Source organism: Pasteurella oralis (assembly GCF_042681465.1).
In the GTDB taxonomy this organism is placed as follows: Bacteria; Pseudomonadota; Gammaproteobacteria; order Enterobacterales; family Pasteurellaceae; genus Pasteurella; species Pasteurella oralis.
Genome location: NZ_JBHUFP010000004.1, coordinates 365,525 through 388,188, shown reverse-complemented (window position 1 = coordinate 388,188; position 22,664 = coordinate 365,525). Strand labels below are relative to the sequence as shown.

General features: G+C 38.2%; 19 protein-coding genes. 9 read left to right on the top strand and 10 right to left on the bottom strand.

Annotation, left to right across the window (positions count from 1 at the left end; translation table 11 throughout):
- Nucleotides 1–20 precede the first annotated feature (20 nt).
- From ACFSAV_RS03595 to ACFSAV_RS03585, 3 genes are all read right to left on the bottom strand, one after another.
- Nucleotides 21–1,988: a DNA topoisomerase III gene (locus ACFSAV_RS03595; protein WP_379096263.1), complete on the bottom strand. Its 1,968-nt coding sequence runs from the start codon at nucleotides 1,986–1,988 to the stop codon at nucleotides 21–23.
- Nucleotides 1,989–1,997: 9 nt separating this feature from the next.
- Nucleotides 1,998–2,600 (bottom strand): recombination mediator RecR, encoded by a 603-nt coding sequence (recR, locus tag ACFSAV_RS03590; protein ID WP_101774718.1) that lies wholly within the window; start codon nucleotides 2,598–2,600, stop codon nucleotides 1,998–2,000.
- Nucleotides 2,601–3,066: 466 nt separating this feature from the next.
- Complete coding sequence (locus tag ACFSAV_RS03585; RefSeq protein WP_005546714.1) at nucleotides 3,067–3,396, bottom strand: YbaB/EbfC family nucleoid-associated protein; 330 nt, start codon at nucleotides 3,394–3,396, stop codon at nucleotides 3,067–3,069.
- A gap of 222 nt (nucleotides 3,397–3,618) precedes the next feature.
- Between ACFSAV_RS03585 and acnB the strand changes: the two genes are divergently transcribed.
- The 3 genes from acnB to ACFSAV_RS03570 all read left to right on the top strand — a co-directional run bounded on the left by acnB (nucleotide 3,619) and on the right by ACFSAV_RS03570 (nucleotide 8,455).
- Entirely contained in the window at nucleotides 3,619–6,225 is a 2,607-nt protein-coding gene (acnB, locus tag ACFSAV_RS03580; RefSeq protein ID WP_379096258.1) for a bifunctional aconitate hydratase 2/2-methylisocitrate dehydratase, read from the top strand.
- Nucleotides 6,226–6,318: 93 nt separating this feature from the next.
- Complete coding sequence (locus ACFSAV_RS03575; protein WP_379096255.1) at nucleotides 6,319–7,404, top strand: metallophosphoesterase; 1,086 nt, start codon at nucleotides 6,319–6,321, stop codon at nucleotides 7,402–7,404.
- 22 nt (nucleotides 7,405–7,426) lie between these two features.
- Nucleotides 7,427–8,455, top strand: a complete 1,029-nt coding sequence (locus tag ACFSAV_RS03570) for an ABC transporter substrate-binding protein (protein WP_379096252.1) — start codon at nucleotides 7,427–7,429, stop codon at nucleotides 8,453–8,455.
- A 79-nt stretch (nucleotides 8,456–8,534) separates the two neighbouring features.
- Here ACFSAV_RS03570 and epmA read toward each other — a convergent pair whose 3' ends face one another.
- Nucleotides 8,535–9,506, bottom strand: coding sequence for an elongation factor P--(R)-beta-lysine ligase (gene epmA, locus ACFSAV_RS03565; protein WP_379096249.1), 972 nt, complete (start codon nucleotides 9,504–9,506; stop codon nucleotides 8,535–8,537).
- A 367-nt stretch (nucleotides 9,507–9,873) separates the two neighbouring features.
- Here epmA and frdA point away from each other — a divergent pair, with 367 nt between their 5' ends.
- From frdA to frdD, 4 genes are read left to right on the top strand one after another with little or no spacing between them, the layout of a single operon-like run.
- Nucleotides 9,874–11,688 carry a fumarate reductase (quinol) flavoprotein subunit gene (frdA, locus tag ACFSAV_RS03560; protein ID WP_379096246.1) on the top strand — a complete coding sequence of 605 codons (1,815 nt, stop codon included), beginning with the start codon at nucleotides 9,874–9,876 and terminating at the stop codon, nucleotides 11,686–11,688.
- Entirely contained in the window at nucleotides 11,681–12,451 is a 771-nt protein-coding gene (locus ACFSAV_RS03555; protein WP_049216061.1) for a succinate dehydrogenase/fumarate reductase iron-sulfur subunit, read from the top strand. Before frdA ends, ACFSAV_RS03555 begins: the two co-directional genes overlap by 8 nt.
- Before the next feature lie 10 nt (nucleotides 12,452–12,461).
- The gene (frdC, locus tag ACFSAV_RS03550) at nucleotides 12,462–12,860 is read left to right on the top strand and encodes a fumarate reductase subunit FrdC (RefSeq protein ID WP_379096243.1); all 399 of its coding nucleotides are present in this window, start codon (nucleotides 12,462–12,464) and stop codon (nucleotides 12,858–12,860) included.
- A gap of 13 nt (nucleotides 12,861–12,873) precedes the next feature.
- Nucleotides 12,874–13,224 (top strand): fumarate reductase subunit FrdD, encoded by a 351-nt coding sequence (frdD, locus tag ACFSAV_RS03545; protein ID WP_379096241.1) that lies wholly within the window; start codon nucleotides 12,874–12,876, stop codon nucleotides 13,222–13,224.
- A gap of 367 nt (nucleotides 13,225–13,591) precedes the next feature.
- Here the strand turns inward: frdD and lptG are convergent, their stop codons facing one another.
- Together lptG and lptF are read right to left on the bottom strand one after the other, a co-directional pair.
- Nucleotides 13,592–14,662: an LPS export ABC transporter permease LptG gene (gene lptG, locus ACFSAV_RS03540; protein ID WP_101774710.1), complete on the bottom strand. Its 1,071-nt coding sequence runs from the start codon at nucleotides 14,660–14,662 to the stop codon at nucleotides 13,592–13,594.
- A gap of 7 nt (nucleotides 14,663–14,669) precedes the next feature.
- A complete protein-coding gene (lptF, locus tag ACFSAV_RS03535; protein ID WP_379096237.1) occupies nucleotides 14,670–15,776 on the bottom strand; it encodes an LPS export ABC transporter permease LptF in 1,107 nt (368 codons plus the stop codon).
- A gap of 114 nt (nucleotides 15,777–15,890) precedes the next feature.
- On the opposite strand from lptF, the gene ACFSAV_RS03530 reads away from it, so the two are divergent.
- Nucleotides 15,891–17,375 (top strand): leucyl aminopeptidase, encoded by a 1,485-nt coding sequence (locus tag ACFSAV_RS03530; RefSeq protein ID WP_379096234.1) that lies wholly within the window; start codon nucleotides 15,891–15,893, stop codon nucleotides 17,373–17,375.
- A 105-nt stretch (nucleotides 17,376–17,480) separates the two neighbouring features.
- On the opposite strand, the gene ACFSAV_RS03525 is transcribed toward ACFSAV_RS03530, so the two are convergent.
- The 4 genes from ACFSAV_RS03525 to dsbC form a co-directional block, all read right to left on the bottom strand.
- On the bottom strand, nucleotides 17,481–18,170 hold the full coding sequence (locus tag ACFSAV_RS03525; protein WP_379096231.1) for a 5'-methylthioadenosine/adenosylhomocysteine nucleosidase: 690 nt from the start codon (nucleotides 18,168–18,170) through the stop codon (nucleotides 17,481–17,483).
- Nucleotides 18,170–18,835, bottom strand: a complete 666-nt coding sequence (locus tag ACFSAV_RS03520; RefSeq protein ID WP_379096228.1) for a thiol:disulfide interchange protein DsbA/DsbL — start codon at nucleotides 18,833–18,835, stop codon at nucleotides 18,170–18,172. The genes ACFSAV_RS03525 and ACFSAV_RS03520 overlap by 1 nt, the downstream gene beginning before the upstream one ends.
- A gap of 9 nt (nucleotides 18,836–18,844) precedes the next feature.
- Nucleotides 18,845–20,566: a single-stranded-DNA-specific exonuclease RecJ gene (gene recJ / locus ACFSAV_RS03515; protein WP_101774705.1), complete on the bottom strand. Its 1,722-nt coding sequence runs from the start codon at nucleotides 20,564–20,566 to the stop codon at nucleotides 18,845–18,847.
- Nucleotides 20,567–20,647: 81 nt separating this feature from the next.
- Nucleotides 20,648–21,334: a bifunctional protein-disulfide isomerase/oxidoreductase DsbC gene (gene dsbC / locus ACFSAV_RS03510; protein ID WP_101774704.1), complete on the bottom strand. Its 687-nt coding sequence runs from the start codon at nucleotides 21,332–21,334 to the stop codon at nucleotides 20,648–20,650.
- Nucleotides 21,335–21,507: 173 nt separating this feature from the next.
- On the opposite strand from dsbC, the gene prfB reads away from it, so the two are divergent.
- A protein-coding gene (gene prfB, locus ACFSAV_RS03505) for a peptide chain release factor 2 (RefSeq protein WP_379096224.1) occupies nucleotides 21,508–22,606 on the top strand; the annotation gives its coding sequence in 2 pieces (ribosomal slippage) (nucleotides 21,508–21,582 and nucleotides 21,584–22,606; 1,098 coding nt in all).
- Nucleotides 22,607–22,664: the final 58 nt, after the last annotated feature.

Here is a 22,664-nt window from a genome sequence, read left to right as displayed (position 1 = left end):
ATCATTTGGTGGTATTTCACTCAATCATCTGTTTTTTCATTTTTTTTAATCGTACTTCTCCGTTTTTTAGGTAAATGTTGAGCTGTCTTCGCGGCAACTTGGCTTAATTGTCTCAATGCAGCAAAATTAACATAGCGCATTAATTCAGGCAAAGAATGAGTTAATGCGGACATAAATTGCTGATAACTCATTTCTTTTTGGCTAATACTTGTTAATTGGGACTCCCAATGTGCAGTCATATCAGGCTGTGTAGCAATATCAGGCAAAGCTTCAATCAAAATTCGCCCCGTTTCACTACTATGGATATTACGCCCTTTCTTATATAAAAATCCCCGCTTAAATAACAATTCAATAATGCCAGCTCGAGTAGCTTCTGTGCCTAGTCCATCTGTTTCACGTAGAATTTTCTTTAATTCTTTATCTTGAACAAAACGTGCAATTCCAGTCATTGCGGACAACAATGTTGCATCAGTAAAAGGTTTTGGCGGTTGTGTTTTTTTGCTCACAATTTCACCTTGCTTACAAAACAAAATCTGTCCTTTTTTAACGACTGGCAATAAAGGCTCTTGCTGCTCATCCTCATCTTCTTTCCCCCAAAGCTGTTTCCAACCCGCAATTTGTAGATTTCGTGCTTGTGCAATAAATGTTCCACCAGCAATATTGAGAGTAATTTTACTTTTGCGATATTCCGCATCAGGACAAAATTGCATTAAATATTGTCGCGCAATGAGGTGATAAATTTGCCATTCTTGCTGCGTCAAATTCACCAATCTATTTTTTGCTGTTGGAATAATGGCATGATGCGCTTCTACTTTTTTATCATTCCAACAACGATTTTTTTGTTCAGGCTGAACAATATCTGGTAAAGGTTGATATTCATTAATGTGCGTTGAAATTGCTTTTAATACATGAAATCGTTCAGCAAAATGTTCTTCTGGTAAATAACGACTATCAGAACGAGGATAAGTAATTAAACGATGTGTTTCATACAAACGCTGACAAATATCCAATACATCTTGCGCCGATAAACCATAACGTTTAGCTGCATCAATTTGCAAAGCTGATAAAGAATAAGGTAATGGCGCAGTTTCTTTTTCACGCTTATCGATATATTCCACTACTTCCGCAGGCTGTTCAGTAATGCGTTTAACTACATTTTCCGCCAATCCTAATGACAGTACTCGTCCATCTTCATCTTGATAGTCTTCACAGGCTTTACTTGGTTGCCATAACGCTTTAAATACAGGAATATTTTCTCGTTCTTGCTCAGAAAGTGCGGTCACTTTTTCAGGTGTTTCAGGCTGGACATGTGCTAGTACTTCATAAAAGTCTTTGGGCTTAAAATTTTCAATTTCCAGATCACGACGTACGATCAACCCCAATACAGGCGTTTGTACACGTCCGACAGAAAGCACACCATTATAACCAGCTTGCCGACCACGAATCGTATAAGCACGTGTCATATTAATACCATATAACCAATCAGCGCGTGCACGCGCAAGCGCAGATGTAGCAAGAGGGATAAAGTGGCGATTGGGTTGTAATTTATTGACTGCTTTTACTACTGCGTTAGGATTTAAGTCACTAATTAAACAACGTTGGATTTGATTCAGTTTATCCACACTTAATTGTGTATAACTAAACACTTCATCTACTAACAATTGCCCTTCACGATCAGGGTCGCCTGCATTGATTAATAGATCCGCTTGATGAATAAGTTTTTCTACAATCTTCAGTTGTTTATATACTGCTTTACGTGGAATCAGTTGCCATTTATCAGGAATAATAGGTAAATGTTCTAAACGCCATTGTTTAAATTTAGGATCATAAACATCAGGCTCTGCTTGCTCAAGCAAGTGCCCCACACACCAAGTCACATAATCTTGTTCACCACATTTAATAAAACCATCACCACGTTGATGTGGTCTTGGCAATACATCTGCTATCGCACGTGCAAGACTTGGTTTTTCCGCTATAAACAATCGCATGAAATCAATTTATCCCAGTTGACGACGACCTAAGAAAGAATGCGTTAAAGTCGTCCCATCAACCATTTCTAACTCTCCCCCAACCGGAATACCATGTGCAATACGAGTAACTTTAATATTTTGCTGGACACAAAGTTCAGCAATGTAATTGGCGGTCGCATCCCCTTCAACGGTTGGATTCGTCGCTAAGATCACCTCATGGAAGCTTTCATGTACTAAACGCTTTTGTAATAAATCAAGTCCTATTTCACGTGGCCCAATACCATCTAAAGGTGATAAATGCCCCATTAATACAAAATAGCGCCCTGAAAACTGTCCAGTTTGTTCAATCGCTTGAATGTCAGAAGGTTGTTCAACAATACACAATTGCCCTGAATTTTGACGACGCGGATTATTACAAATAGTACAAATATCTTCTTCAGTAAAAGTACGACAATGCTGGCAATGACCAATTTTTGACATAGCTTCCATGAGTGCTCGAGCTAAATCCATTCCACCATGCCGATTACGTTGCAGCAAGTGATATGCCATACGCTGCGCTGATTTTGGTCCAACCCCCGGCAAGCAGCGTAAACTTTCGATAAGGTGTTCGAGTAATGGGCTTGTTTGCATTATTTTTTCTCTTTTGATTAGGATTTAGGTTAGATTTCGCCTTAACGTAATTTACTTTTCTTTTTGCTTATATCAAGCACAGTAAGCAAAAAAACACACGCCAACTAAGTTGCTTCGTTCTGACGATATCATGATTTGATTGGTTAACATAGCTTTCCTAAAAAGCCTCTATACGGACAAACTATGCAGCGTTCAAATCATTTAACAACATATTGCTAAATACTGATAAAAAACAGACCGCACTTTAAAAAAGTGCGGTCGAATTGAACAACGTTCTTATACTTGGATAAGTATTAATTCGCCATACTATTCCCTGTGTAGACTACCCGAATATAGAAAAATTTTTAGGAAAATGAAAGTTGTTTGAAACTTCATTTTCTATGAAAAAATTTCCTGTAATGAGCTAACACTATTTCGTCAGGGCATAATCTTTAGTTACATTTTTGTACGAGCAAAAAGTAATAAATCAAAATGGCATTTTAAATCCTGGCGGCAATGACATACCAGCTGTCACTGATGCCATTTTTTCTTTCTGCAATTCTTCCGCACGACGAACTGCATCATTGAATGCGGCAGCGATCAGATCTTCAAGCATTTCTTTGTCATCTTCCATTAAAGAAGGATCGATTTCGACACGGCGGCAATTATGTGCACCGTTAATTGTAATTTTCACTAAACCTGCGCCAGATTCACCTGTTACTTCAAGCTGTGCAATTTCTTCTTGCATTTTTTGCATACGATCTTGCATCTGTTGTGCTTGCTTCATTAAGTTGCCTAAGCCACCTTTTCCAAACATAATTTTTTCCATCTGTTAATTAAAAATTGAGGGGCATTTTAACTAAAAATCGACGCATTGAAAATAAAGAAACGTGATCTAGACTGAAAATTCAACTTTTTCCTGTTGAGAGAGGGATTTTTCCGTATTATTATATTTTAACAATTTCGTAACGAAATCTTACCGCACCTACTCTAATGCGGTTTACCCTAACAGATAAAAGTAAAGCCGACGAGGTAACCTATGTCTAACTTTCTACAATCCTATCAACAACATATTGATGAACGCGCAGCATTAGGCATTGTGCCGAAACCATTAGATGCGGAACAAACAGTACAACTCATCGAACTCTTAAAAAATCCCCCCGCAGGCAAAGAAGTTTATCTACTTGATTTATTTGAAAATCGTATTCCTGCAGGTGTTGATGAAGCAGCTTACGTGAAAGCCTCGTTTCTTGCAGCAGTCGCTAAAAAAGAAGTCAGTTCGCCACTCATTTGTCCCCAAAAAGCTGTTAAATTACTGGGCACAATGCAAGGTGGTTACAATATTGAGCCCTTATTAAACGCGCTTGATGATGAAGAACTTGCGCCAATTGCTGCCGAAGCGCTCTCATTCACTCTTTTAATGTTTGATAATTTTCATGATGTAGCAGAAAAAGCCAAAAAAGGGAACTCGTTTGCACAGCAAGTTTTACAATCTTGGGCAGACGCTGAATGGTATTTATCTCGTCCTAAATTAGATGAAAAAATTACTGTCACTGTATTTAAAGTGACAGGTGAAACCAATACTGATGACTTATCTCCAGCTCAAGATGCTTGGTCGCGTCCTGATATTCCACTACACGCACTCGCTATGCTAAAAAATCCACGTGATGGAATCGAACCTGATGAAATCGGTAATGTAGGACCAATTAAACAATTAGAAAAATTAAAAGAAAAAGGGTTCCCATTAGCTTACGTAGGAGATGTAGTAGGAACAGGTTCTTCACGTAAGTCAGCGACCAACTCAGTACTCTGGTTTATGGGTGAGGATATTCCTTATATTCCAAACAAACGTGCTGGTGGTGTGGTGCTTGGCGGTAAAATTGCACCAATCTTCTTTAATACGATGGAAGATGCAGGTTCACTCCCTATTGAAGTCGATGTAAGTCAATTGAATATGGGTGATGTCATTGATATTTATCCTTACGCAGGCAAAATTTGCCGCCATGATACAGAAGCGGTATTAGCTGAATTTACCTTGAAAACGAATGTATTATTAGACGAAGTCCGTGCTGGTGGGCGTATCCCATTAATTATTGGTCGCGGCTTAACCCATAAGGCACGCGGTGAATTAGGCTTACCTGAAACAGATGTTTTTGCTAAACCACAATGTAGTACTGAAAGTCACAAAGGCTTTACCCTTGCACAAAAAATGGTAGGTCGCGCCTGTGGTGTAGAAGGTATCCGTCCAGGACAATATTGTGAGCCTTGCATGACATCTGTCGGTTCACAAGATACAACGGGACCAATGACACGTGATGAGTTGAAAGATCTTGCCTGTTTAGGCTTTTCAGCCGATCTCGTCATGCAATCGTTCTGCCATACAGCTGCTTATCCGAAACCTGTCGATGTCGTTACTCACCATACTCTCCCTGACTTTATTATGAATCGTGGCGGTGTATCATTACGTCCAGGTGATGGTGTCATTCACTCATGGCTAAATCGTATGTTATTACCTGATACTGTAGGCACAGGTGGTGATTCTCATACACGTTTCCCGATTGGTATTTCTTTCCCAGCAGGGTCTGGTTTAGTTGCGTTTGCTGCTGCAACAGGTGTAATGCCATTAGATATGCCAGAGTCTGTCTTAGTCCGCTTTAAAGGAGAAATGCAGCCGGGTATTACATTACGTGATTTAGTACATGCCATCCCTTATTATGCGATCAAACAAGGGTTGCTCACTGTAGAGAAAAAAGGGAAGAAAAATATTTTTTCTGGTCGTATTTTAGAAATTGAAGGTTTAGAAAATTTAAAAGTAGAACAAGCTTTTGAGCTTTCTGATGCCTCTGCTGAACGTTCTGCTGCGGCTTGTACAATTAAACTGGCTAAAGAGCCAATTATCGAATATTTACAATCTAATATTGTGTTATTGAAATATATGATTGCTGAAAGTTATGGTGATGCTCGTACGCTTGAACGTCGTATTAAGAACATGGAACAATGGTTAGCAAATCCACAACTTATCGAAGCTGACCAAGACGCAGAATATGCTGCAGTAATTGATATTAATCTAAACGAAATCACAGAACCCATTTTATGTGCGCCAAATGATCCTGATGATGCTCGTTTATTATCAGAAGTGCAAGGCGATAAAATAGACGAAGTATTCATCGGTTCTTGTATGACGAATATTGGTCATTTCCGTGCCGCTGGTAAATTATTAGCCAAATTTAAAGGGATGATTCCTACACGTTTATGGATTGCACCGCCAACAAAAATGGATGCCGCATTGTTAAGTGAAGAGGGTTACTATAGCATTTACGGCAAAAGCGGCGCACGAATTGAAGTGCCGGGTTGTTCATTATGTATGGGCAACCAAGCCCGTGTTGCAGATAATGCGACTGTCGTTTCAACTTCAACGCGCAATTTCCCAAATCGTTTAGGACAAGGTGCCAATGTTTATCTTGCCTCAGCAGAATTAGCTGCGGTATCTGCCATTTTGGGTAAATTACCAAGCGCAGAAGAATATTTAGCATTCGCGGCAGATCTGCAACAAGATAAAGAAGACACTTATCGCTATATGAACTTTGATCAAATCAATAGTTATACTCAAAAAGCCGATAACGTTATCTTTCAAAGTGCGGTATAATTTGGCGAAATTTTGTTAAGATATTTACTAACACAAGGGGAACTGTGGTTCCCCTCTCTTTTGTTAAGCCATTAATCTCACTAGGAAAGTATTTTGGAATTACGACATTATATTATTTTCTTTGCAGCTACCCTCCTGCTACAACTTTTTATCTTTATTTTTAACCGCACTTTGAGTTGGCTATTGGCGGCTATACTGACAAGCAAAACCCGCAAAATTTTATTTGTATCTAATTATTTGATCGCAAATAGCATTATCTTATTGACAATCTTTCGTGTGTTTCCTTTATTCCGTTTTAGTGCATTTTTATTAGCATTTTTATTATTCTCTGCATTTATCAGCATAGGTTGTTTACTCTGTCATTATCTGCTCAAATCTTTTATTCCATTAAGTAAACTTCATACTGCGCTTCGTTTCGGCTATCCAATTGCACTATTGAGTTTACTTGGGCTAAGCGTGTATAACGCCTATACCCCTGTAGTTATTCACTATCAAATTACGCTCGATAAATCGATTAAACCAATACGACTAGGTGTGGCAAGTGATTTACATCTAGGCACCTTATTTGGTAGCCGTCAACTAGACAAGCTCGCGGAACTCATGCAACAACAAAACGTTGATATTATCCTCATGCCCGGCGATATTATGGATGATAATACACATGCTTATGTAGCTGAAAATATGCGCCCCCATTTAGCAAAATTACGAGCACCATTAGGCGTTTATGCAACCTTAGGTAATCATGATTTTTTTGGTCATCAACAAGCCATTAAACAAGAATTAGAGCAAGCTGGCATTGAAGTATTATTCGATCAAAGTAAAGTGATTAATCATGAATTTGTCTTAGTTGGTCGCAATGACGATCTACTCAAAACTCGCCCAAGTGCAGAACAACTACTACAAAATGTCAATACAGAACTGCCTGTCATTCTACTTGATCATCGCCCAACTGAAATAGAAAAACATGCCAAACTACCAATTGATATTCAAGTTTCTGGTCATGCACATAAAGGGCAGATTTTTCCAGCAAACATCATTACTCATCTTCTCTACCCTTTAGATTACGGTTATGAGAGAATAGGCAACGGACATTTTTTCGTCACCTCAGGATATGGCTTCTGGGGTATTCCAATGCGTTTAGGCTCACAATCTGAAATCTTTATCATTGATGTCAACTAAAAACAGTAAAAGGAATTCTTAAATGAAAATTGCAACCAAACTGACCGCACTTGGCTTAGCATTACCAATCCTCTTATCTAATCATGCTTCTGCTGAAGGAAAATTAACGGTGTATTGCAGTGTACAAAATACAACCTGCGAAAAAATGATACAAACCTTTAGTAAAAAATATGATATTGAAACTAAATTCATTCGTAACAGTACTGGCGCAACATTAGCTAAACTGATTGCTGAAAAAAATAATCCACAAGCAGATATTTGGTATGGCGGTACAATTGAACATCATTTCCAAGCAGGCGATTTAGGTTTATTCACTCCTTATCGTTCTCCACGCCAAGCTGAAATTATGCCGCAGTTTAAAGCGTTAACAGACAAACGCGGTGATCTGACGTCAATCGTTTATCTCTTAGTACTCGGTTTTGGTGTAAATACCGAAAAGCTTAAGCAATTAGGTATCACTGAACCACCAAAATGTTGGTCAGATCTGCTTGACCCTCGCTTACAAGGCTATGTCCAAATGCCAGATCCGCAAATTTCAGGCACAACTTATACTGCTATTGCTACGTTAATTGAACTGTGGGGAGAACAGGAAGCCTTTGACTATCTCAAAAAACTGAATGCTAACGTATCCGAATATGTGAAAAGTGCGTTAGTGACAACGAATCTTTCGCGTGGTGAATCTGCTGTTGCAGTGGGGTTTATCCATAGCTATGCTACTGAAAAAGAAAAAGGCGCACCAGTTGAAAGCATCTTGCCTTGCGAAGGTGATGGCTATTCTTTAGGTGGGATGAGTATTATCAAAAATGCACGTAATCTAGATAATGCTAAATTATTCGCTGATTGGGCATTAAGTAAAGAAGCGCAAGAACTTGTCTGGCGTGAAACCAAAGTTTATCAAATTCCAACGAATATTCATGCAGAAGCGTCGCCACAATCCGTTAATCCAAAACAATTGAAATTAATTAACTATGATTTCGATCGCTTTGGTGCAAGTGCAGAAGGAAAACGTTTGACCGATAAATGGGTTAAAGAAGTAAAACTGATGAAATAACACAACTAAATAGGCAGCTTATCAAGGCTGCCTATTTTTTATTGAATAAGTAACGTATTTTTATTGAATAAGTAACACACTAGGCATTTTCGATACCAAATGCAATAACCTCTTTAATTGTTTGTGCACCTAATGCTATCATCAATAAGCGATCAACCCCTAATGCAACGCCCGAACAATTTGGTATACCTGCTTGTAACGCAGCTAATAAGCGCTTATCAATCACACGTTGCGCCAACCCCATTTTTTGACGTTGCACATTATCTTGTTCAAAACGGTGTAATTGTTCATTTGCATCAGTGAGCTCATGGAAACCATTGGCTAATTCCAATCCTTGATAATAAAACTCAAAACGCTCTGCAACACGATGATCTTCTGAGCTAATTTGAGCCAATGCAGCTTGTGTCGCGGGAAAATGATATACGGCGACGGGATGGTCTTTACCAATATTGGGTTCAACTACTGTACTAAACAAAAATTGCAATAAAGTATCTCGATCTTCTTCAGTAGCACTCAACAAGTTATATTGCTTCGCTTTAGCTATTAATTCCGCCTTCTCCGCAGAAAGTGGATCTAAACCGACATATTCTTGGAAAACAAACTGGTAGCTTAAACTTTCTGTTGGTTTACAATCTAAAATTTGCTGCAACAAGTCATCCACTTCATTGATCAAACGATACATATCAAAGTGCGGTCGATACCATTCTAACATGGTAAATTCAGGATTATGACGCTGCCCAGATTCTTCATTCCTAAATACATGACAAAGCTGAAAAATAGGACCACTGCCAGCAGCTAATAAGCGTTTCATATGATATTCAGGACTGGTAGAAAGCCATAACCTTTTTGATTGCGCTGCAAAAGGAGAAACAAACTCCGTATGAAAAGTTGATAAATGTACATCTGTGACACCGAATTCACTTAACACCGGTGTTTCAACTTCAAGCAAGCCACGATCAGTAAAAAAACGGCGAATTTCCGCGATAATTTTTGCACGTGCGAGCAAATTTTTAATTGGGGCAGAAGGCTGCCATTGTTCAGATTCAAACATAATCTTATCCGCAATATAAATTGAATTAGCGTATTCTAACCAGCTAACCCACTTATTTCAAATTAAGCCATAGCGCAAACAAAGAATATTGTTATGCAAAATCCGTTTTTTTGGTGTAAAAGTGCGGTCAATTTTTTGCAAATTTTGCACATTAGATAGATAAAAATAGAGTTTTAAACAAAATTTAGATCGAGAGTAATGGCTATAAAATAAACCATTTTTAACTTTTTTGAGGTAGATCACGAAACTGAGTTTTTATTGTAAAAAAAGATTATTAATCTTTGAAAATAATGGCAAAATGAAGAAACCCTAAATTAACCAATTTTGGTTTATTTTTATTTTTTACTTTCTTGATTGGAGGAATATCGTGCAAACTGTTAATGTCGATATTGCAATTGTCGGTGCTGGTGGTGGCGGTTTACGCGCAGCTATTGCAGCAGCAGAAGCAAACCCTAACTTAAAAATCGCTTTAGTTTCAAAAGTATATCCTATGCGTAGCCACACGGTTGCTGCTGAAGGTGGCGCCGCAGCGGTTATCAAAGAAGAAGATTCTTATGATAAACATTTCCACGATACTGTGGCAGGTGGCGATTGGCTATGTGAACAAGACGTTGTAGAATATTTTGTACAACACTCACCTGTTGAAATGACTCAGCTTGAACGCTGGGGTTGTCCTTGGAGCCGTAAAACAGATGGTGATGTTAACGTACGCCGTTTTGGTGGTATGAAAATCGAGCGTACTTGGTTTGCTGCTGACAAAACAGGTTTCCACCTACTCCATACCTTATTCCAAACTTCCATCCAATATCCACAAATCGTTCGTTTTGATGAACACTTCGTATTAGATATCCTTGTTGATGACGGTCACGCGCGCGGTATGGTAGCGATGAATATGATGGAAGGTAGTTTAGTCCAAATCAATGCCAATGCCGTTGTCATAGCTACAGGTGGTGGTTGCCGAGCATTCCGTTTTAATACTAACGGCGGTATCGTAACAGGTGATGGTCTTTCAATGGCGTATCGTCATGGCGTACCGTTACGTGATATGGAATTTGTACAATATCACCCTACAGGCTTACCAAATACAGGTATTTTAATGACTGAAGGTTGCCGTGGCGAAGGCGGTATCTTAGTTAATAAAGATGGTTATCGCTATTTACAAGATTACGGTCTAGGACCAGAAACCCCAATTGGCAAACCTGAAAATAAATACATGGAATTGGGTCCGCGTGATAAAGTTTCACAAGCATTCTGGCAAGAATTACAAAGAGGCAACACCTTAAAAACCGCAAAAGGTGTTGATATTGTTCACTTAGATTTACGCCATTTAGGTGAAAAATACTTACATGAGCGTCTACCGTTCATCTGTGAATTAGCAAAAGCGTATGAAGGAGTTGACCCAGCTAAAGCACCAATTCCAGTGCGTCCTGTTGTTCACTATACAATGGGTGGTATTGAAGTGGACTTTAACAGCGAAACTCGCATCAAAGGCTTATTTGCAGTTGGTGAATGTGCTTCTTCTGGTTTACATGGTGCAAACCGTTTAGGTTCAAATTCACTTGCAGAACTAGTGGTATTAGGTCGTGTTGCAGGTGAATATGCGGCTCAACGTGCAGTTGAAGCACCAGCAGTAAACCAAATCGCAGTAGATGCACAAGCAAAAGATATTGTTCAACGCTTAGATGAACTCTATAACCAAGAAGGTACTGAATCTTGGTCAGAAATCCGAGATGAAATGGGCGATGTAATGGAAGAAGGCTGTGGTATCTATCGTACACAAGAAAGTATGCAAAAAGCGGTAGATAAGATTGCTGAATTAAAAGAACGTTATAAACGTATCCGTATTGCAGACCGCTCCAGTGTATTCAACACCAATGTATTATATACCGTTGAATTAGGCTATATCTTAGATGTTGCCCAATCAATTGCAAACTCAGCGATTGAACGTAAAGAATCTCGTGGTGCACATCAACGTTTAGATTACACAGAACGTGATGATGTAAATTACTTGAAACATACCCTTGCATTCTATAATGGTGATGATGCGCCGCGTATCGAATACAGCGACGTGAAAATTACTAAATCACAACCTGCAAAACGTGTTTATGGTGCAGAAGCTGAAGCTCAAGAAGCAGCAAAAGCACAAGCCACTGAAGCAAATAAGGAGAACGCAAATGGTTAATCAAGCTATCATGAATATTGAAGTATTGCGTTACAATCCAGAACAGGACAAAGAACCATACTTACGTACTTATCAAGTACCTTATGATAACCAAACCTCATTACTTGATGCATTGGGTTATATCAAAGATAAACTTGAACCAGAATTATCTTATCGCTGGTCTTGTCGTATGGCGATCTGTGGCTCTTGCGGTATGATGGTAAATAACAAGCCAAAACTGGCTTGTAAAACCTTCTTGCGCGATTACAGTGGTCATATGCGCATTGAACCATTAGCTAACTTCCCTATCGAGCGTGACTTAGTTGTTGATTTAAGCCACTTTATCGAAAGTTTAGAAGCAATAAAGCCTTACATTATTGGTAATCAAGCGCCTGCATTAGATGGAAAACCACATCCATCTGCAGAATTAGCCAAAAGCCGTACTAAGCAAACACCAGCACAGTTGGAAAAATATCGTACATTCTCAATGTGTATTAACTGTGGCTTATGTTATGCAGCTTGCCCACAATTTGGGTTAAACCCAGAATTCGTTGGTCCTGCAGCATTAACTCTTGCACATCGTTACAATCTTGATAATCGTGATCATGGTAAAGAAGAACGTATGAAAATTATCAATGGTAAAAACGGTGTTTGGAGCTGTACCTTCGTTGGATATTGTTCAGAAGTCTGTCCAAAACATGTTGATCCAGCTTCAGCGGTAAACCAAGGTAAAGTCGAAAGTGCAAAAGACTTTGTAATTGCAATGCTTAAACCGCAAAAGTAAGGAGTGTAAAATGACAGCAACAACCAGTAAACGCCAAAAATATGTGCGTGAGATGAAGCCAACTTGGTGGAAAAAGTTAGACTTTTACAAACTTTATATTGCACGTGAAGCAACAGCAATTCCAACACTTTGGTTCTGTTTAGTATTACTTTATGGCGTAATCAGCTTAGGAAATTTAGAAAGTTTTGCTAATTTTATTTCTTTCTTAAAAAATCCAATCGTGATTATTCTCAACATCATTACACTTGGTGCAATGCTATTAAATACGGTCACTTACTACGTAATGACACCTAAAGTATTAAATATCATTGTAAAAAGTGAACGTATTAATCCAAAAATTATTACAACGGCATTATGGGCTGTCACTGGATTTATCAGCCTCGTCATTTTAGTGTTCATGTATGTATAGCGAGGAGAGAAAGATGAAAGATACACCAAAACGTTCTAATGAACCTGTTGTATGGTTATTATTCGGTGCAGGAACAACTGTCAGTGCAATGTTCTACCCTGTACTCGTACTAGTCTTCGGTTTCTTATTGCCATTTGGTTTGATTGATCCGAAAAATACTATTGAACTTGTTGCTTTTTTACATACAAGTCTTGGAAAACTGTTGCTACTTGTATTATTAATTTTCCCAATGTGGGGGGCTATGCACCGTATTCATCATGGTATGCATGATTTCAAAATCCACATTCCAGCAAGTGGCGTCATTTTTTACGGATTATCAACACTTTATACAGTATTAGTTTGCTTTGCTGTATTTAGTTTATAATTCTCATAACCTAATAATAAGGTGGATTCTTATCCACCTTATTTTTTCTTTAATTGTCTTACTGATAAAATCAAGAAAAATCTAACCGCACTTTAATTCTTATTGCATGTTTAGCCTATCAAGATCACTTGATTGTTTATAAAGCAAGCGATAAAAATAAGCGGTTCAATATTCATTGCGCCTACACAAAATTAATAACTACATAGACATTTAAAGCTCTCGTTCAAATTTATCTTCTTACTGAACATAAAATATTTTGTAACAACACCAAATAATATATCGAATAAATAGCATAAAAAAGGCAGCTCATCTAGCTACCCTTCCATCGCTATCCTATCCGCTAAATGCGGTCTGTTTTTAGCCAATTTTAAGTACGCTTTCGACTTAACAACCACCACGTAATTAATAAAAATAAAATGCTTGGCATTAATGCACCAGCTAAAGGAGTTACATTATAGACCAAACTTAACGGACCAAAAATTTCATTGACGACATAAAATAAGAAACCAAAACAAATACCTGTGACAATTCTCGCACCTGCAGTGACACTGCGTAATGGTCCAAAAATAAAGGACAATGCGAGCATCATCATCACTCCTACAGAAAGTGGTTGAAACAATTTACGCCAATAAGTCAGCTCAAATTTCTTAGATTCTTGCCCAGTTTCTTTTAAAAATGCGATGTAGTTGGATAATCCAGAAATAGACAACGAAGTTGGTCGTAAAGAAGCAATACCCAATTTATCTGGTGTTAAGCTAGTTTGCCATTCTGCATTCAATTGATTCACTGTCTTAATTTCGTCATCTAAAATTTCCGATTCGTTAAGCTGTGCTAAGCTCCATTTACCATCTCGATAAGAAGCGGAATTGGCATGTTTTACACGTTTTAATTGGCGATTATCGGCAAAACTATAAATATAAATATCACTTAGCTCAATATCATCCGTAATCCGTTTAATATAAATAAAATCATTGCCATCTTTTGCCCAAATCCCATTTTTCACAGACAATAATGAGCCACCAGAAATCGCTTTTGAGCGCATATCACGTGCAAATTGTTCAGTTTGAGGAATACCCCATTCACCAATCAACATAGTCAAAAGAACCAATGGCAACGCGGTTTTCATCACAGCAAAACCAATTTGTAAACGAGAAAACCCTGATGCCTGCATCACGACAAGCTCACTTCGACTGGCTAAATTGCCTAAAGCAATCAGTGCACCTAACAAAGCTGCCATTGGGAAAAAAGTTTCAATATCTTTTGGAATAGTCAGCACTGTATAAAGAATGGCTTGCCAAATATCATAAGTACCTTTTCCTACACTACGAAACTGCTCAACGAACTTAATAATGCCAGACAAACCAACTAACATCACTAATGTAGCAAAAATTGCACCTAAAATGCTTTTACCAAGATAACGGTCTAAGGTATTCATCATTTTTTGACTATCCTTTTATTGCAACGCTTCTATTGAACCAATGACGTGCTTTGTACATTGATGCGCTACCCCAGCTATTCAATACAATACCCAAAATAAAGAACATCACATTCACTAATGGCATTAAGAAACTAGCATCTAATTTCCCTGCACTCCAAGCCGATTTTAAGGAACTCTGTAATAAGAAATAAATTAAATATAATAATAGTGCAGGAATAATTTTAGCAAAGCGTCCCTGTCGCGGATTAACACGGCTTAATGGTACTGCCACCAATGCCATTAAAGGCACAGCTAAAATCAAGCTTAAACGCCAATTTAATTCTGCTTTCGCGGCAGGAGTGTTAGTATGAATTAAAGCAGAAAAACCTAACTCCTCTGCGTCACGCTCATCACTATTCGTATTTTGGTAACTTAAATAAGCTTGGTATTCATCAAAATGTGTAATTCGAAAATCAGGAAAAGCACTGCTACCTTCAACACGTTGGCTATTTTCTAATTTTAAAATTTGATCACCATTAGGCAAAGCGGTTAACTCACCCTGTTCAGCCACAAGCACTGAAGGTTTTAAGTTACCTTTTTCGCGTGTTTGAAATACATAAACATCATGAATAGTATTGTTTTCAATCTTATCAATAAACAACACGAACTCATTATTATTGGTATTAATAAATTGTCCAGCGGCTAGCGCTCCCATCGTTGGATTCGCTTTAGCATCTTCTAGGATCTCACCTTGCTTTTGAATTGCCCAAGGCGTTAACCAAAATACATTGTATGCTGCTAAAGCCGCAGTAAATAAGGAAAGAATTAATACTACACGGACTAAAATACGTTGCCCAACACTACAGGCACGCATCACAGTAATTTCGCTCTCTGCGTATAAACGGCCAAAAGTTAATAAAATTGCAATGAATAAGCATAATGGCAACATCAGTTGTGCCATAGTTGGCATACCTAATCCAAGCAAAGACATGACTAAATCTGCTGGCACTTTACCACTTGCAGCAGAGCCTAATACACGAACGAGTTGTTGACAAAAGAAAATCAGAAGTAAGATAAATAAGATCGCAATTTGGCTCTTAAACACTTCTTTAGTTAAATATCGGGTTAAAATCACATTATTGCCTATATTTTTCTTGCAATTTATATAGAATGGTTTAATTGGCTACTTTGTTGGCGTATGATAACTTATTTTTCAACCGAAAACAGTAAAAATCTTTGTGAGGATAAAATGAAATATTGTGCAAAATCGACCGCACTTTTAGATATAAAAAGTAATATTATTGTTAGTATTTTTGAAGAAGGTGAACTTTCCTCTGCGGCAAGAAAAATTGATGAAATTTCGCAAGGCTACCTAACTGGTTTACTTGAATCTGGCGAGCTCACTGGCAAAATTGGGCAAATAGTCGTGTTACGTCATCTACCCAATTATAACGCTCAACGTATTTTTGTAGTGGGCGCAGGTAAAAAAGGTGAAATAAACGAAAAACAATTTAAACAAATTATCGAAAGTACTATCCAAGCAGTAAAAGCCACTAAAGCCCAACAAATCATCAGCTACTTATCTGACATTGAAATTAAACATCGTGACCTGTACTGGAACATTCGTTTTAGCGTAGAAACCATTGAAGCCAGCTTCTATCAATTTGAACAATTCAAAAGTAAGAAAAATGAACAACATATTACATTAACAGAGTTTATTTTTAGCGCTGAAGGCGAAGTTGCTCAACAAGCCATTGAAGATGCAAAGGCAGTCGCTTTGGGCGTGAAATTCGCTAAAGATGTGGCGAACTGTCCACCAAATATTTGTCATCCTGTTTATTTAGCAGAACAAGCAAAAAACTTAGCTGCAAGTTCCGCATTAATGAAAACCACAGTACTTGGCGAAAAAGACATGGCGGAATTAAACATGAATGCTTATTTGGCAGTATCACAAGGCTCTGTGAATGAAGCTCAACTTTCAATTATTGAATATCGCAATCATCCAAATCCTAATGCCAAACCTATCGTACTCGTAGGGAAAGGTTTGACTTTTGATGCGGGTGGTATTTCACTTAAACCAGCTGAAGCAATGGATGAAATGAAATACGATATGGGCGGTGCTGCTGCAGTTTATGGTGTGATGCATGCACTCGCTGAACTGCAACTGCCATTAAACGTCATTGGTGTATTAGCGGGTTGTGAAAACTTGCCTGATGGTCATGCTTACCGCCCTGGCGATATTTTAACAACAATGAAAGGTCTCACTGTTGAAGTATTAAATACAGATGCAGAAGGGCGTTTAGTGTTGTGTGATACCTTAACTTACGTGGAGCGTTTCGAGCCAGAATTAGTGATTGATGTAGCAACACTCACAGGCGCTTGCGTAGTCGCATTAGGCGCACACAATAGTGGTTTAATCTCAACTGATGATGAACTCGCAGAAGAATTAACACAAGCAGCAACAGAAACGACAGATAAAGCATGGCGTTTACCATTAGGTGAAGAATACCAAGAACAATTGAAATCGAACTTTGCTGATCTGGCGAATATTGGCGGGCGCTGGGGCGGTGCAATTACAGCGGGCGCATTTTTATCAAACTTTACAGATAAATATCGTTGGGCACATTTAGATATTGCGGGTACTGCATGGTTACAAGGTGCCAATAAGGGTGCAACTGGTCGCCCTGTCCCATTATTAGTGCAATTTTTAATTAATCAAGCTAAAAACAAATAACCATATAAAGCTGCTCTGATTGAAAGCAGCTTTCCTCAGCATAAAAAGTGCGGTGAAAATTTTCAAAATTTTGACCGCACTTTTTCTTATTCTTTGATAAAAAGCTTATAGTTTGTCTAACATCCCCAACACCATTTGAGAAGATTGTTTTGCGGCAAGGGACAAAAACTCCTCAAAAGACATACTAGCTTCGCCATCTCCTGCATCAGAAATGGCTCTCACGACCACAAAAGGTATATTAAAAGCATGGCATACTTGAGCAATGGCAGTCGCCTCCATTTCGACTGCCATCACATGTGGAAAATCAGCTTTAATTTTGGCTAATGCTGCGCCACCATGAATAAAACTATCACCAGAGCATATCAAACCTCGTTTTACATTATGCCCTTGTGCTAATGCCACTTTCTCTGCTAAATCAGATAATTTTTTATCAGAAATAAAGGCAGGAGGGCAAGCGGGTAACTGCCCTTTGGCATAACCAAATGCCGTCACATCTGCATCGTGATAAATAGTTTCACTTGAAATTACAATATCCCCGACTTTCAAGCCAGTTGACACACCACCAGCAGACCCCGTATTAATGACGATATCTGGTTGACTCAATTGTAATAATGCTGTTGTTCCCATTGCTGCCGCGACTTTACCAATACCTGATTGCAATAAAGCGACAGATTTACCCTGAATATCCCCTTCATAAATAGTGCAGCTCGCAACTTGAGTAACCACTTTGCTTTCCATCAAATTGGCTAAAATTTCAACTTCTTGTGCCATTGCACCCACAATACCAATTTTCATTATTTTTCCTTTATTAATTTATTCACTAAAAAATCTAACACTGCAAAGCTATAATCGTCATTATATAATGTACTTGCAGTTAACACATATCGTCCATCGATCACGACATAAGGATAAGTAAATACCCCATATTCTTCAGTACGTTTTTCTGCAAGTTCAACTTCGCGTGCAACTTTAGCGGAATAAAATGCTTTCGTAAAATCGTCCGTATTTATCCCTTGTGTCTCTAGCCATGCTCGTAACTCATTAAAACGAGCAAGCTGTGAAAAACGTTGTTTTTCTGCCGTTTCAAATAATAACAACGCGGATAAATCATCTGCTTTAATTGCTTGTAAAGCATAAAAAACTAAAGCGGAATATTGTGCTTTATCGGTCGCAACAGGTTGTTCTATTAGCTTCACTTTATCGAAATTAATTTGAGAATATAACTCTAGGATATCTAATGCTGAAGAGCATACACGGCAATCATAATCAAAAAAGAATTGGATCAACAAGGGATCATTCGGATTCGAAATATAAATAGGCGCTTGGTATGAAAAATAATCTCGCCCTTCTAAAAAATGTTGCGGTTTATCTTCGTTTAAATGCAGCGAAGGCGTTCCATTAGCAACTAATGTAAAACAAGAAAAACAGAATAAAACAAATAAAAAACCAATTCGCCACATGTAAAATGATCAACTCGCCACAGGTGCAATATAGTCGACTAACAATTGCACACTACGATTGCCTCTAAATTCGTTAATATCTAATTTATATGCTAATTTTGCTGACTTGATAGACAAATCAGGATAATAACGAGTATCGACATTAAAGGCAATGGCATCAAGTAATGGTCCGCCTTGTTTTGGCTCTACCATCATTTTCAAATGTTTATCCCCGACTAAACGCTGCTGTAAGATTTTAAACTCGCCATCGAACACAGGTTCGGGAAAAGCTTGCCCCCAAGGTCCTGCTTGTTTTAGCATTTCCGCTATATCAAGGCTAAATTGTTGTGAACTCAGCTCTCCATCAGTCCAAATAATGCCTTGTAATTCATCCTCTCCTAGCCACTCATTCATCAATTGATTAAATTCAGTTTGAAACTCGACCAAACATTCTTCACGAATTGTTAAACCAGCAGCCATTGCATGCCCCCCAAATTTTAAAATCATGTCAGGGCATTTACTATAAATACGCTCCAATGCATCACGTAAATGTATGCCTTCTACTGAACGCGCTGAGCCTTTTAAAATGCCTTCTTGTTCACGAGCAAACGCCACTACTGGACGATGAAATTGATCTTTAATTCTCGAAGCTAAAATCCCTAATACCCCCTGATGCCAATCAGCTTGATATAGTACAATCCCCATAGGAAGTGTCTGTTCAAGTGCGGTCAGTTTTCGGCAAATTTCAAGTGCTTCAAGCTTCATTCCCTGCTCAATTTCTCTGCGTGTTTGATTTAGCCCATCCAGCTCTAATGCTAGTGCACGTGCTGTTGTCATGTCTTCTGCTAACAATAATTCAACACCAACAGACATATTATCTAGTCGTCCAGCAGCATTTAAACGCGGCGCGATTGAAAAGCCAAGATCAGCAGCAGAAAACTGGCTAATATCACGATTTGCAACCTCAGCTAAAGCACGAATACCACAACAGCAATGCGAAGCACGAATACGATTTAAACCTTGATAAGCTAAAATGCGGTTGTTTTGATCTAATGGCACAACATCAGCAATTGTCCCAAGTGCTACAAGATCTAATAAATCACTAAAATTAGGTTGCGTTTTTTGATCAAAAAGCCCCATTTCACGTAACTTAGCACGTAATGCCAACATTAAATAAAAAGCAACCCCAACACCGGCTAAAGATTTTGATGGAAAGCTACAATTGCTTAAATTAGGATTTACAATAGCATCGGCATTAGGCAAGACCTCTGGTGGCAAATGATGATCAGTAATTAATACTTTAACGCCATATTGTTGTAAAAAAGCCACGCCATCTACAGAAGAAACTCCATTATCAACCGTTATTAATAATTGTACCTGTTGTGCCAAAGCTTGTTCTGCCACCGCAATACTTAAACCATAACCTTGCTCAAAACGATTTGGTACTAAAAATGTGACATTAGTAAAGCCTAATTGACGTAAGGCAAGAACTGTCAGTGCGGTACTTGTTGCGCCATCTGCATCAAAGTCACCCACTATGACAATTTTTTGTTGTTGAAAATACGCTTCAACTAACAACGCAACAGCTTGCTCTATACCTTGTAATAATTTGGGATTTAATAAGGCAGCTAAAGTGCGGTCTAATTGTTGCGAGTTTTGAATATGACGGGCACGATATAAACGATCTAATAAGGGATCTGCACAAATTGATTCGCCATGTGGCACAATGCGACGTTGAATTAATTTATTCACCAAACCAACCTACAACAAAAATGAATAGATTAAGGAATTAAGGACGCTAAAAGGCGTCCTTATTTAATTGAAATGCGTTACCTATTGACGATTTAATTCCGCAAGTAGCGCTTTCGGTTCTAAGTATCCACCAATTAATTCACCTGTTGGAGTGATAATAGCTGGCGTACCATTTACACCAAATTGAAGACCTAACTGATAATGTTTTTTCACGATATCTGGTGTTTTTAACTCTTTTGGAAAATGACCTTTTTCCGCTTCATTCAATGCAAATTGTGGATCTTTAGCAGTAAAAATCGTTTCCATCTGGCGCGCTACTTTTGAGTTTATACCTGCACGAGGAAAAGCGAGATAACGTACCGTAATTCCCAAATCATTATAGCCCTTAATCTTCTCATGTAGCACCTTACAATAATGACAGCTAATATCCATAAAGACTGTGACAACATGTTTTTCATTTTTAGCTGGATAAACGATCATTTCCTTATCAAATTTATTTAATTGCTCTAACAAAATTCCCGCTGAAACATCCGTAACGCCCTTATCACTGAGTTCATATAATTTGCCATCTACAACATATTTTGCATCTTCTGTAATATAAAAAATACCTTGCTCAGTAATCGCTGTTTTTAATCCATTAACTGGTGAATCTTTCAATTCAACATTTTTAATGCCCATATGATTAAGGCGCTCAGAAATCGCCTTTGTCGAAGCAAAAAGTGGTGCTGATAAAGTTAATCCGACAAGCACAGCCAAAAATTTTTTCATTTTTTTATTCCTATAAATTAATCACACTGATAATCGATATCTCAAAAGACAAACATAAAGATTATAAAGAGATTCCGTATTTGTGCAAGCAAAGAAGCATAAAATTGCCTACCATATAACCCCAAAATAGCATATAATTAGCGTTTAATTTTTCACTATAAAAAACTTGCAGTATGTTTGAAATTAACCCAATAAAAAATAAAATCTCAGACCTTACCGAACGCACACAAGTGCTGAGGGGGTATCTTTGACTTTGATGCCAAAGTTGAACGTTTAGAAGAAGTGAATGCCGAGCTTGAACAACCTGATGTCTGGAATGAGCCAGAAAAAGCACAAGCATTAGGTAAAGAACGAGTAGCGCTTGAAGCTATTGTTGATACGATCAAAACACTGGATCAAGGCTTAGAAGATGTAGAAGGTCTACTTGAACTTGCTATTGAGGCAGAAGATGAAGAAACCTTCAATGAAGCAAATACAGAACTTGAAGAGCTAGAACAAAAATTAGCCCAATTAGAATTTCGTCGTATGTTTAGCGGCCAACACGACTCAGCAGATTGCTATGTAGATTTACAAGCAGGCTCTGGTGGTACGGAAGCACAAGACTGGACTGAAATGCTACTACGCATGTATTTGCGTTGGGCAGAAAGCAAAGGTTTTAAAACAGAATTAATGGAAGTATCTGATGGCGATGTAGCAGGTATTAAATCAGCGACTATCAAGATTTCTGGTGAATATGCTTTTGGGTGGTTACGTACCGAAACAGGCATTCATCGTTTAGTACGCAAAAGTCCATTTGATTCAAACAACCGCCGTCATACTTCATTTAGTGCGGCCTTTGTTTATCCTGAAATTGATGATGATATTGATATAGAGATCAATCCTGCTGACTTGCGCATTGATGTATATCGTGCTTCTGGTGCAGGTGGTCAGCATGTGAATAAAACTGAAAGTGCGGTACGAATTACCCATATCCCAAGTGGCATCGTTGTACAATGTCAAAATGATCGCTCTCAACATAAAAACAAAGATCAATGTATGAAACAGTTGAAAGCGAAACTATATGAGATGGAATTACAGAAAAAAAATGCCGATAAGCAAGCCATGGAAGATAACAAATCGGACATTGGCTGGGGCAGCCAAATTCGTTCTTATGTACTCGATGATTCACGTATCAAAGATTTGCGTACCGGCGTCGAAAATCGTAATACACAAGCAGTATTAGATGGCGATTTAGATCGTTTTATTGAAGCCAGTTTAAAAGCAGGATTATGATTTAAAAAGTAGGGTCAAAATTTGCTAAAAATCGACCGCACTTGATCAAAAATTAATT